The 12,159-nt window shown below is 65.2% G+C and carries 12 protein-coding genes; 5 read left to right on the top strand and 7 right to left on the bottom strand.

Features of this window, described 5'->3' with window-relative positions:
• Positions 1-93: 93 nt before the first annotated feature.
• A complete protein-coding gene (locus DCM79_RS25025; protein ID WP_257176794.1) occupies positions 94-1,449 on the top strand; it encodes an esterase-like activity of phytase family protein in 1,356 nt (451 codons plus the stop codon).
• Positions 1,450-1,649: 200 nt separating this feature from the next.
• Here the strand turns inward: DCM79_RS25025 and DCM79_RS25020 are convergent, their stop codons facing one another.
• The 6 genes from DCM79_RS25020 to DCM79_RS24995 all read right to left on the bottom strand — a co-directional run bounded on the left by DCM79_RS25020 (position 1,650) and on the right by DCM79_RS24995 (position 7,119).
• Complete coding sequence (locus DCM79_RS25020) at positions 1,650-2,480, bottom strand: energy transducer TonB (RefSeq protein WP_257176793.1); 831 nt, start codon at positions 2,478-2,480, stop codon at positions 1,650-1,652.
• On the bottom strand, positions 2,480-2,926 hold the full coding sequence (gene exbD / locus DCM79_RS25015) for a TonB system transport protein ExbD (RefSeq protein WP_257176792.1): 447 nt from the start codon (positions 2,924-2,926) through the stop codon (positions 2,480-2,482). Before exbD ends, DCM79_RS25020 begins: the two co-directional genes overlap by 1 nt.
• Before the next feature lie 4 nt (positions 2,927-2,930).
• Positions 2,931-3,707, bottom strand: a complete 777-nt coding sequence (gene exbB / locus DCM79_RS25010) for a tonB-system energizer ExbB (protein WP_257176791.1) — start codon at positions 3,705-3,707, stop codon at positions 2,931-2,933.
• A 23-nt stretch (positions 3,708-3,730) separates the two neighbouring features.
• Positions 3,731-4,246, bottom strand: a complete 516-nt coding sequence (gene hutX / locus DCM79_RS25005) for a heme utilization cystosolic carrier protein HutX (RefSeq protein ID WP_257176790.1) — start codon at positions 4,244-4,246, stop codon at positions 3,731-3,733.
• A gap of 24 nt (positions 4,247-4,270) precedes the next feature.
• Complete coding sequence (locus DCM79_RS25000) at positions 4,271-4,606, bottom strand: antibiotic biosynthesis monooxygenase (protein WP_035998838.1); 336 nt, start codon at positions 4,604-4,606, stop codon at positions 4,271-4,273.
• A gap of 119 nt (positions 4,607-4,725) precedes the next feature.
• On the bottom strand, positions 4,726-7,119 hold the full coding sequence (locus DCM79_RS24995) for a TonB-dependent hemoglobin/transferrin/lactoferrin family receptor (RefSeq protein WP_257176789.1): 2,394 nt from the start codon (positions 7,117-7,119) through the stop codon (positions 4,726-4,728).
• 270 nt (positions 7,120-7,389) lie between these two features.
• Here DCM79_RS24995 and DCM79_RS24990 point away from each other — a divergent pair, with 270 nt between their 5' ends.
• Genes DCM79_RS24990 through DCM79_RS24975 form a run of 4 tightly spaced genes read left to right on the top strand, consistent with a single transcriptional unit; the run spans position 7,390 to position 10,441 of the window.
• Positions 7,390-7,596, top strand: coding sequence for a hemin uptake protein HemP (locus DCM79_RS24990; protein ID WP_257180841.1), 207 nt, complete (start codon positions 7,390-7,392; stop codon positions 7,594-7,596).
• Between the two features lie 6 nt (positions 7,597-7,602).
• On the top strand, positions 7,603-8,556 hold the full coding sequence (locus tag DCM79_RS24985) for a hemin ABC transporter substrate-binding protein (protein ID WP_257176788.1): 954 nt from the start codon (positions 7,603-7,605) through the stop codon (positions 8,554-8,556).
• Entirely contained in the window at positions 8,553-9,644 is a 1,092-nt protein-coding gene (locus DCM79_RS24980) for an iron ABC transporter permease (protein WP_257176787.1), read from the top strand. The genes DCM79_RS24985 and DCM79_RS24980 overlap by 4 nt, the downstream gene beginning before the upstream one ends.
• Positions 9,641-10,441, top strand: coding sequence for a heme ABC transporter ATP-binding protein (locus tag DCM79_RS24975; protein WP_257176786.1), 801 nt, complete (start codon positions 9,641-9,643; stop codon positions 10,439-10,441). Before DCM79_RS24980 ends, DCM79_RS24975 begins: the two co-directional genes overlap by 4 nt.
• A gap of 35 nt (positions 10,442-10,476) precedes the next feature.
• Here the strand turns inward: DCM79_RS24975 and DCM79_RS24970 are convergent, their stop codons facing one another.
• Positions 10,477-12,153 (bottom strand): mucoidy inhibitor MuiA family protein, encoded by a 1,677-nt coding sequence (locus DCM79_RS24970; protein ID WP_257176785.1) that lies wholly within the window; start codon positions 12,151-12,153, stop codon positions 10,477-10,479.
• Positions 12,154-12,159: the final 6 nt, after the last annotated feature.

Here is a 12,159-nt window from a genome sequence, read left to right as displayed (position 1 = left end):
GAGAGGCGAAGCAAGCTGCGGCGTTTGGCCCGGCTTCACAAAACTGCAACGTGCCGTCCGCATAAGGCGTGCGTCCGCCAACAGGAGACGCACATGCGCGCGACTTTTCTCAGCACCGTCGCAACGATCATTCTCACCGCGAGCTCCGCGCTCGCCCAGAGCGAAGGCGAATTCCCGGCCAAGCTCGCCGGCCACGTGGTGATGCCGGCCGAATCGTTCGTCGACGCGCCGGCTGATGCACCCGCCGACCTCAAATCCGCAGGCAAATACACCACCGGCAAGCGCGTCGAGGCGCTCGGCTCCGTCATGGGCAAATCCTATGAGCGGGCGACCGGCGTGTCGCTGCCGTTCAAGGGCCAGCCGCTCCAGGGGCATTCGGGCATCAAGACCATGCCCGACGGCAGCTTCTGGGTCATCACCGACAACGGCATGGGCGCCCGCGCCAACTCGCCGGACTCGATGCTGTACCTCAACCGCTACAAGATGGATTGGGCTAGCGGCAAGATCGAGCGGCTGGAGACCATTTTCCTACACGATCCCGACAAGAAGGTGCCCTTCCGGATCGTGCATGAGGATAGCCAGAAGCGCTATCTCACCGGCTCCGATTTCGACACCGAAGGTTTCCAGATCATCGGCGACACGTTCTGGATCGGCGACGAGTTCGGCCCCTACATTCTGAAGGCCGACAAGTCGGGCAAGGTCCTCGGTATGTTCGACACATTTGCCGACGGCAAGCCGGTGCGCTCGCCGGACAATTGGGCGGTGGGGACGCCGGCCGCGCCGGGCGCGACCTACACCAACGTCAACCTCCGCCGCTCCAAGGGTTATGAGGGCGTTGCCGCGTCGAAGGACGGCAAGTTCCTCTATGGCCTGCTCGAAGGACCGCTGTGGGATGCCGAGAAAAAGGACTGGGAGAAGGTCGACGGCAAGGAAGCCGCCCGCATCCTCGAATTCGACGTCGCCGCCGAGAAATTCACAGGTCGCCATTGGCGATATGTGTTCGAGCAGAACGGCAACGCCATCGGTGACTTCAACATGATCGATCAGGCCTCGGGCCTGATCATCGAACGCGACAACGGCGAAGGCACCGCCGACAAGGCCTGCCCGCAAGGCCAGCGCGGCGAGAGCTGCTTTCCTGACCTCGCCAAGTTCAAGCGCATCTACAAGATCGAGCTGACCGACGCCAATGTCGGCAAGCCCGTGCGCAAGGTCGGCTATATCGACCTGATGAAAATCAGGGATCCCGACAAGAAGGCGCGCAAGCCACTCAACGACGGCGTCTACACCTTCCCGTTCTTCACCATCGAGAACGTCGATCGCGTCGACGACACCCACATCATCGTCGGCAACGACAACAACCTGCCGTTCTCGTCCAGCCGCGACCCCAACAAGGCCGACGACAACGAGTTCATGCTGCTCGAAGTCGCCGATTTCCTCAAGGCGAAGTAGCGCATCTAGCCTTCTCAGCCGCCACAAGCTCCGCCGTCGTCCCTGCGAAAGCAGGGACCTATAACCACAGGGAGGAGTTGTGGCACGAGATGGTGGTGACGGTCTTCGTCAAACTTGACCCTGTGGCTATGGGTCCCGGATCAGCGCTTTGCTTCGCTGCGCTTGTCCGGGACGACGACTGAGTTCGTGGTAACGGCTCCCTACCTCACCGTAAACTGAACCGGGATCGTGAAGCTCATCGACCCGTTCTTGATCTCGTCGGGGATCGGCGGAAATGGCGAGGCCTGGCGGACCATCGACATGGCCTGGGCGTCGAAGGCAGCGACGCCGGACGAGCCGGCAAGGCGGCTAGACGTAACCTGTCCGCTGCGGCTGACGGTGAAGCTCAGCCTTGCCACGCCGCGCTGGCCGCCCCCGGCGGACGGGTATGAGTGGAAGCGCATCAAGTGGGCGCGGACCCGCTGATTGTAGGACGCAATGGCTGAGGCCACCGCGCCGGCGCTCTGTGCCGATGCCATCGGCGCCTCACGCGCGGCGCGTGGCGGAGCGCTGGTTCGCGGTGCAGGCATCGCCTCCGACGGCTTCTTCGCCTCGCGGCGGACAACTTTCGGTTTTTCAAGTGCTGGTTTTTCGACGGGCACGATCTTTGCCGGTTCAGGCTTTGCTGGGGTCGGCTCCAGCTTCTGCTCCGGAGGCGCGGTCACCTCCGGCTTCTCCTGCGGCGGTGTCGGCGCGATGGTCTCCTCGACGGCCTGCTGCTGCACTGGCTCCGGCGGCGAGGCGTCGGCTTCCTGCATCACCGGCCCCGGTGCGACGTCATCCTGCGTCGATTGCGGCGCCGAGGTCAGCGGCGCCATATCGACCATGATCGCCGGCAGGCTGACGCCCTGCTCCGGTTGCGACCTCTGCCAATTCATCGCAAGCAGCGCGGCAGCCACATGCAACGTCACGATTGCCGCCGCCGAGAGACCCCAGCGCGCCGCTTCACGCTCGTCGAGCGGCTCGTGCAGGGCAAAGGCGTTCGCGGCCATCAGCTGCGTCCGTCGAGGCCGACCAGCGCGACCTTGAGATAGCCTGCATTGCGCAAGCTGTTCATCACCTCCATCAGGTCACCGTAGGAGACGACCTTGTCGGCGCGCAGATAGATGCGCTCGTCCTTGCGGCCTTTGGTGGCAGCGTCGAGCGAGGTGCTGAGCGCCTCGCGGGCGACGACATCTTCTCCGACCGCGACGGTCAGGTCCGGCTTGACGGTGACGAAGACCGGCTTGTCCGGCCGTGGCGCCGGCTCGGCCGCGGTGGCCGGCAGATCGACGCCGATGTCGACGGTGGCGAGCGGAGCGGCCACCATGAAGATGATGAGGAGCACCAGCATCACGTCGATGAACGGCGTGACGTTGATCTCATGAGTGACGTCGAGATCGTCAAGGTCGCCGCGCCTGCGCGGCGATCCGGAGTGCGTACCGAGCTTGGCGGCCATGGCTCTACTCCGCCGCCCGCGCCAATCGGAACTCTCTGTGGTCGCGTTGGCGGCTGACCAGCAGCATGAGCTGAGCCGAGGCGTCGCCGAGCAGGGCGCGGTAATTGGCGATGCCGCGCACGAGGTGGTTGTAGATCACGACCGCCGGGATCGCCGCGACGAGACCGAGTGCGGTGGCGAGCAGCGCCTCGGCGATGCCGGGCGCGACCACGGCGAGGCTCGTGGTGTGGCTCTCGGAAATGCCGATGAAAGAGTTCATGATACCCCAGACCGTGCCGAACAGGCCGACGAACGGCGCGATGGCACCGATGGTCGCCAGCAGGCCGGTGCCGCGCGCGATCTGCCTGGACATCGCCGCCTCTACCCGCTCGAGCCGCAGCGCGACGCGTTCCTGAAGGCCGTCGTCGAGCACGCCGCCGGAGAGTTCGGCCTCCCTGGCGCAGGACTGGATCAGCTGGGCGACGGCGTCGCTTGCGTCACCGGCCCGTGCGGATGCCTCGGCGAGAGTCATGTTGCCCTCGAGCGCGCGCGTCCGCCGCATGGCAAGAGCGCTCTTGCGGCGGAGCTCGATGGTCTTGGCAAGCCATACCGTCCATGTCGCCAGCGAGGCGATAGCGAGCCCGACCATCACGATCTTCACGATGATGTCGGCGCCGACGAACATGCCCCACGGTGACAGATTGCGCGGCAACAGCGCTTGGTCGATCGCGAAGGCGGGTGCCGGCGCGATCGTCAGCGCGATTGTGAGGATCACGTGCCGAAGCCTGGAAATGCCCTGCATCCTGATCTCCCGACAGATGGAAGTTACGCCGAAGGCTTCGCCGCGATACGGTCAGCAAGTCCCCGGAACCGCGCCAGCTGATCCGCGCGCAACGCCCGGGTCTCGTCGCGGCCGACGAAGACCTTGAACATGATGCCGCCGTCGGCGTTGACGAACGCGACGAAGGCCGAGGACTTGCCCATGAAGGGCCGTTCGACAAAGGCGATGCCTGCGCAGCGCTCGTGGCGGAGATGGCCGTGCAGGCCCTTCGGCTGCATCAGGTTGAAATAGCCGCGGCCAATCTCGCCCCTGGGAACGGACCCGGTGAACTCGAAGATCGCATCATCGGTGTGGACGATCAGGGTGACCTCGCCCCATTCCGCGATGTCCTGCATGGCGGCGGCAAAATGCTCGCCACTCCCCATGCGAACCATGGACGGCGGCAGCGCCTCGATCACCGCGCGCGGCGTGACGCTGCGCTCGCGCGCAACGTCCTCGATCACCGCGCCGGGATTGTCCGCCATATGCGCCCTGAGATCGGCAAGATCTGTGCTTAGCATGTCCGGCCTCATCAACCAGCCGCCTCAAGCCGCCGCGCTCGCCTTGCGCTCGGTCATGATGACCTCGAACCCTTCGAACTTGGGGTGGCCGAGATAGAGGCTTTCGCCGGTCTTGTTGTCGGCGCGCGCATGAGCACGGCGGAATTCCTCGGAGCGCGTCCAGGCCTCGAAAGCCGCCTTGTCGACCCACACGGTATGCGAGGAGTACAGCGTGTGGTCCTCGGCGACGGGTCCCTTGAGCAGATGGAATTCGACGAACCCCGCCATGCTGCCGAGATAGGACTCCCGGGTGCGCCAGACGGTCTCGAAAGCGGCTTCCGAGCCGGGCTTCACCTGAAAACGATTCATCGCAATGAACATTCGACTTTTCTCCTGTGTCTTTTGAATCGGCAATCGCCGATCGGATATTTCAGAACGGACCGAAGCCACGCTGACGCATCAGCGTGGCTCCGGAGATGGCTAGGGCATCCCGGCAGAGCTCAGGTGGCGCCAAAGTGGTATTTGAGGCCTCCCTTGATCACGAGCCCGGCACCGGCGCTCGCCCACTTCACGTCGTTCTGCGTGTCACCCGTGCTCCCCACCGGAATGGCGTACGGCCGGTAATAGCGGTTGAAGAGGTTCTCGACAGAGAAGTTGAGGGTGAGATCGGGCGTCGGGTGATACTGCGCGTAAAGATTGACGAGATCGTACGACGTCGCCGGCGTGTAGGTCCTGGGGATGTCGTAGTTGGCGAGTGCAGACGTCCACATCATCGAGAGGATGAGGGTGCGGTCGAGCAGACGCACGCCGGCCGTCGTCGTGATCTTCTGCGGCGGAATGCTGTAGAGGCCGAACCCGGTCTGGAGATTCTTTCCGGTCTGATAGGTCCCGGAGAGGCCGAAGAACCACAGGTTGGCGTCATACATCGCCTCGGCCTCGAAGCCTTGAATGCGCGCGGAGGCCACGTTCTGATATTGCAGGAACGGAAGCACCGTAATGGACGGTGCGGGCGGCGGCCCGGTCGGGACCACGAGCGGGTTTCCATAAGCGACCTGATCGATGAAGTCGCTGATGTCGTTACGGAACACGTTGATCTTGCCGCGCAGCGTGTCGCCCGCCGTGAACAGATCGTTCTTCTTGATGTTGAAGCCGATCTCTTTGTTCTTGCCGACCTCGGGGCGCAGGTTCGGGTTCGGTACGAAGCAGAAGGTCGAATCCGCCCCCGGTCCCGACGTGCCCGACGGACAGCGGAAGAACGAGTCGTTGACCGTCGCGCCGGCATGTGGCCCGCTCACCAGCGTCTCCGTGATCGAGGGCGCCCGATAACCTTCCGCATAGCTGGCATAGGGAGTCACGAACGCGGTCGGAACGAGAGCAACGGTGATCTTCGGCGAGAGGCGATCCCCGCCCGACGACGAGGACGCCGAGGAAAGCTGATAATTGTCGTAACGGAGCGCGCCGATCACCTCGAGCATCGAGGTGTAGTTCGCCTTCCACTGCACGAAGCCGCCCGATACTGTGCGCTGACCGCCGGGCGTCGTGACCTCGGATGTACCGGTCCTGTCACGAGACGACACCTTGTCCTGGAACGCATCCAGGCCGTAAGTCACCGCGTGACGCCAGCTTCCCGTTTCGAACCGCGTCGTGTTGTGCACATCGATACCGATTGTATCGAGCAGATATCCGCGATTGCTGCCGATACAGCCGGACACGGCATTGCCGGGCACGCCGCCACAATAGACCGACGGCGTCGCGCTGGTATGCGCGGTCTTGATCTGGTCGTTCTCGGTGCGATTCCAGTAGATCTTGGCATCCCAGTCGAACCACTGATCGTCGGGCTGGGAATATTTCCATCCCAGCGTGGTTGTGTAGTTCTTAACGTTGGAAGCGTAGACCGACGTGCCGTTCAGGTTATTGGTGCCGTTCGCATTGGTGGAATTGGGATCGCCCGCGCGCCGCGGCGGCTGGCCCACACTGAAGATATCCTCCTGGAAGATGGTCCCGAGCTTGACTTCGTGGCCGTCGGCCGGACGAACCGTCAGCTTGGCGATGCCGCTGCTCAGGCGGTTGCCTGTGTTTGCGACTTCGTAGCCGGTGCCGTCCTTGTAGCTCTCCTGAGTCGAATAGGTGCCGCCTGCGAATATGTCGACATTGGGGTTGACGCGAACACCGCCAAAGGCGGATCCGAGTGCACGTCCGTAATTGCTGCCAAGGATGGTCTTTACGTCGACGCCCCAGCGCTCTCCCGCGCGGACCACGTCCTCGATGTCCTTGGTGCGGAACGAGGCCACGCCGCCGATCGCACCTGAGCCGTAGATGTTTGCGGTCGGGCCGCGCACGATGTCGATGCCGCTGATCAGTTCCGGATTGAGGAAGAACGAGCCATTGGCGAAATGACCGGTGCGCTGGTAGTTCTGCCGCGCGCCGTCGACCACGACGGCAACACGGCCGAAATCCTGGAGGCCGCGGATGTTGATCGAGGTGGCCGGATCATCGCCGCGATTCTGAACCCAGACGCCGGGCAAGTTATAGATGAGATCGCCGACGGTGCTGGCCTGGCGGGTTTGGATCTGCTCGGACGTGACGACACTGACGGGCGCCAGTGCGTCGACGGCTCGCTCTTCCGTCTTGGTCGCCGCAGCCGTGATGGTGTCGAGCACCTGAACGGGTGCCGTCCCGCCGGCCTGGGCGCGGGCATTGAGGGTGTCAGGCGTTGCCTCTGCGACCTGCGGCTTCCCCGGCTTGCGCTTCGACTGCTTCGCTCGTTCGGAGGACGCGTTTTCGGCCTGCGACGATGCAGTCTGCGCGAGACCGCTCTCCGTCATCACTGCCGCGATTGAAACCACCGACGCGCCCAAAATCAGGGCGCGCGAATACCTAGCCCCGTCAGCCATATCAGCCCCAGCCTGCACTTCACTTCAAAAATTTTGAATCTTCTGGCTGGCTGGCGTGCGTTCGCAACGCGAACGGCTGGCTGGCTGACTTGCTCAAGTCGCGGACAGGTTCCCCCGCCCGTCATAAATGGTTACGTGGCAAGACCCGGGCGGTCAATGACATCAAGTTACAGTTTATATCGATTGTAAATCGCAGCCGTTGGAATGCGCTCAGTGCCGCCTGTACAAACAGGCAGCACTCCAAGGTTTCGAAGGCGCATCACACTTCATATGTCAGCAACGTCCGCAAGAAACAACGGCGACGCCGCGGGGACAGCAGAAGGCTCTTCTGCGACGACAAGAACCCTGACCATGCGTGGAAGCCAGATCGACAGCCGCGAGTTGTTCGCGGCCGCCCGCGAGATCATCATTGCGCATGGCGAAGACAGCTATCGGCTTCGCCTGACAGCGCAGAACAAGCTGATCCTGACGAAGTAATCCGCAATGGCATTTTGTCGCACCATCGCCAGCCTCCTGCTCTGCAGCGGAATCTCGCTCGCGCCGGCCGCGCACGCCGCCGGCATCACCGTGCATGACGCGCGCAATCGCGAGATCGCCGTGACCGATTTCGCGCGCACGGTCTCGATCGGCGGCGCAATCACCGAGATCCTCTATGCGCTGGGGCTTGAGGACCGGCTGGTCGGCGTCGACACCACGAGCCTTTATCCGGCGGCGGCGCTGCACGACAAGCCCAATGTCGGCTACATGCGCCAGATCTCCGCCGAAGGCGTGCTGGGCCTCAATCCCACCCTGATCCTGGCGATCCAGGGCTCGGGTCCGCGCGAGACCATGGACGTCCTGGAAACCGCGAAAGTGCCGTTGGTGCTGGTGCCCGACACCTTCACCGAGGCTGGCTTGATCGAGAAGATCAGGCTGGTCGGTCACGCCATGGGCGTCGACGCGCGCGCCGCGTGCCTGAGCGCGGCGGTCAGCGCCGATTTTGCGCAGCTCCGCGCCCTGCGTGCCAAGGTGACCAAACCGGTGCGCGTGATGTTCGTGATGTCGCTGCAGAACGGCAGAGCGCTGGTGGCGGGCCGCAAGACCGCGGCCGAGGAGATCATTAAGCTCGCCGGCGCCGCCAATGCCATCGACGACTTCGACGGCTACAAGATCATCAGCGACGAGGCGATCGCGGCGGCAAGGCCCGACGTCGTGCTGTCGATCAAACGCGGCAAGGACCAGGTCCAGGCCGAGGCGATCTATGCCCATCCCGGCTTTGCGCTGACGCCGGTCGCGGCCAACAAGAGCTTCATCGCCATGGACGGGCTCTATTTGCTCGGCTTCGGACCCCGGACGGCGGCAGCAGCGCGCGATCTTTCCGCAAGACTCTATCCGGCACTGGCCGAGCGGGGCGACGGATTCACGTCGGCGCTGTCGGCGGCGAACTGCCGGCAATGAGCGTTGCGATCGGGACTGGAGCGCGCACCCCGGAACGACGCGCCAGGGCCGGACGACGGTCCGCGTCCTTGGCGATCGTCGTCCTGATCGCAGTGCTCACGGTCACCGCGATCGTCGCGCTGACGCTGGGCGCCGCCGGCATCCCCCTCTCCCGCCTGCCTGCCGCACTCGGACTGTCGGGCGAAAGCACGGCCATGACCGCCCGCGACCAGCTCGTGCTGTGGTCGATCCGCGTCCCCAGGATCGCGGCGGCCGCGATGATCGGCGGCCTGCTCGCCGCGGCCGGCGCGATCATGCAAGGATTGTTTCGTAACCCGCTGGCCGATCCCGCCCTGGTCGGCGTCTCCAGTGGCGGCGCGCTCGCAGCCGCAAGCGCGATCGTCTTCACTGATTCGCGCTTCGGCGAGACGCTGCGTTTCCTCCAGACCGAGCTGCTGCCGCTCGCAGCATTCGCGGGATCGTTGGCCACCACCGCGCTCCTCTACGGCATCTCGAGCCGTTCGGGGCGCACTTCGATCGCGATCTTCCTGCTTGCCGGCGTCGCCATCACCGCGATCGCCAATGCGGGCATCGGCCTTTTGGTGTTCATCGCCGACGACCGCCAGCTGCGCGACATCACGTTCTGGATGCTGGGCTCGATGAGCGGCGTGACCTGGGCCAAAGCTGCCGTGCTCGCACCGGTCCTCGTCGTCGGGCTCGGCGCCTGCACGTTCATCGCGCGCGGCCTCGATCTCCTGGTGCTCGGCGAGGCCGACGCCTTTCACGGTGGGGTCGATGTCGAGCGCCTCAAGCGGATCTCGATCGTCATGGTCTCCGCCATGACCGGCGTCGCCGTATCGATCAGCGGCGTCATCGGCTTCGTCGGCATCGTCGTGCCGCATCTGCTCCGCCTCATCATCGGGCCCGCGCATCGGCTGTTGCTGCCGGCCTCGGTCCTGCTTGGCGCGATCCTGATGGTCGGCGCCGATACGCTGGCGCGCACGATCGTCGCGCCGGCGGAGATGCCGATCGGCATCCTGACCGCGGCGGTCGGCGCGCCGGTCTTCCTCTTCATCTTGCTGCGGCAGCGCGGGCTCGCCTCACTATGAGTGCCGTGATCGAGGCCCGCGCCTTGAGCAAGCGCGCCGGCCGCGCACAGCTGCTCGATGGCGTCGGCCTGACGGTCAAGGCCGGCGAGCTGGTCGCCGTGATCGGCCCGAACGGCGCAGGCAAATCGACGTTGCTGCGGCTGCTCTCCGGCGATCTCCGGCCTAGCGCAGGCGAGGTGCGCCTGAACCAGCGCAACATCGGCAGCTTCACGCCGCGCGGGCTCGCTGCGCGCCGCGCCATGCTGTCCCAGCACATCAGCGTCTCCTTCCCCTTCACCGTCGAGGAGATCGTGCAGATGGGCGCGGGCGAGCGCAGCTGGCGTGACGCGCGCCCGCTGGTTGATGCCGCCCTCGAGGAGGTCGGGCTTGCGCATTTCCGCGAACGGCAATTGCCGACGCTCTCGGGCGGCGAGCAGCAGCGCGCCCATTTCGCCCGTGTGCTGGTGCAGCTCGCCTGCGGCGAGGCCGAGCATGGCCCGGGACTTCTGTTGCTGGACGAGCCGACCTCGAGCCTCGATCTGCGTCACCAGATCGACCTCGTCGAGGCGGCGCGCCGCCGCGCCGGCAGCGGCACGGCGGTGATCGCGATTCTGCACGACCTCAATCTCGCCATCCGCTTCGCCGACCGGCTGATCGTGCTGGCTGGCGGCAAGCTCGTCGCGGACGGCTCACGCGCCGATGTCGTCACGCGGGAGAGGATCCGGGATATCTTCGAGATCGACGCGGTCGTGCATCAGGCAGACGGCGTGCCCTATGTGCTGCCGCAGTCGATACGGGCTGTTGCGACCGGAATTTAGCCAATCCTGTTTCTGCAAAGGAGGCGCGACCGAGCCTACCCCGCCGGAACGATCACCATGCTCTTGTCCTTCGGCCAGCGGATGCGCCAGGCGAAGTTGATGTCCCGGACTTCGCCGGGCTTGGCCTCGAACGACCATTCCAGCACGCCGCGCTTGTCGCGGATGTTGTTCGCGGTCGGCGGGGTGCTCGACGGCAGCATCTCGACGACGATGTCCTCGCTCTCGCTGACCGGCAACTGATCCTCGATCGCAATCTTGATCGGGAAGTCGTGGCCGTTGCGGATCGTGGTCTTGAACGCACGTTCGTCCGTCTTGGACGTCGTGACCAGCAGGCCTGCCGAACCCTCATTGCGCTTGAGCACGGCGCGCTCGATCCTGACCTTGTCGTCCGCGCCGAAGCCGAGCCGAACGACGTCGTCCTTGGCCGACGCCGAGATCTTGCCGCGACCGACAAAGACGCCGTCGCGATAGATCGCAACCTTGCCAGGCAGCAGGGTCGTGTCGTCGGTCTGCTTGAAGCTGGCTTCGAGGAAGGCGGTCGGGTCCAGCACGGGCGCGGCGCGGACGGCGAGGTCGGCGGGGACGGTCATGGCCGCGATGCGCATACTCTTGGCTCCCTCCTGGGCGCCGAGGCTGACGCGGCCGGGAATCTTGAACGTGGCCTGGAAGCCGCCGATCTCGGCCAAAGCCTGCTGCTCATCGGCGCGTTCGCGCGACTCGGACGCCTCCGCGATCTTGGCCATCGCCGGCGAATGTGCCTGGCGCGTCATGGGTGCAGGCCGCGCCAGGTCCGAGGCCGTGCCGAGGGCCAGCGGCTTGGGCGGCTGCGGATATTGCGCCACCAGCGAGCCGAGCTCCGGCGCGCTACCGCCACGGCCGATACGCACCGTGGAGACACCGAGCGCGACATTCGACCAGTCTTCTCCGGTCGACTGCGTGATCTCGGCGCGACGAACAAGCTCAAGCTGCGGCTTGCGATCCTTGGCGCCGGTGTCGAGCCTGGCGTCGTAGAGCGGCACCCAGCGCGCGTTGCGCACGGCGTAGGTCACCCGCAACGTCGCCTTGGTCGCAGCGGCGGAGGCGACATCGATCCGCACCTCCAGCTTGCTCGGCGGCTTGGCCGAGCGCTCGGCCTCGAGCTGTGCGATCTGGCGGTCGATCTCGCGCTGCTTTCGCGTGGCGTCACGGATCGTGGTATCGGCGGTCGCGGTCTCCTCGGCGACCGCGGCAAAGGCTGCGCGCCATTCGGTAATCGGCCGGGCCTCGCCCTTGTCGCCGAGGCCTGCGGGCGAGGCTTCGGCAAAGCGCTGGGCAAAGCTGCGCCTTGCGTTTGCCGAGTCGATCGCACCTTGCAGGTCGGCGCGCTGATCCCTCAGCGCTTCGATGCGCTTGTCGAGTTCGGAGAGGTTGACGGGCGGCGCGGCCCGCGGCGGCCGGGCATCGATCGTGCCGATGGTGAGCTTGGCGCCCGCCTCGCCTTCGACGCGAAGCGAGGACGGATCGAGCGAGAGCGGAAAATCCCTGGCGACCAGCGTCGAGTCACCGGAGGCGAGGTCCAGCGCGATGATGCGGGTGACGGTGGCGCCATCGGGATAGACGGTCACGGCGTCGATCGCCGACTTGGCGTCCAATTCGGCGGCCCATGACGGCACCGCGAGGGCCGCGGTCACCAGGACCAGGCTCGTTGCCAGACATTTTGCGGTGATGCGCATGAAATT

It is taken from the genome of Bradyrhizobium sp. WBOS07 (assembly GCF_024585165.1).
Taxonomy (GTDB): domain Bacteria; phylum Pseudomonadota; class Alphaproteobacteria; order Rhizobiales; family Xanthobacteraceae; genus Bradyrhizobium; species Bradyrhizobium japonicum_B.
Note: the sequence above shows the minus strand (reverse complement) of the source record. Positions and strands in the feature narration are given on the sequence as shown.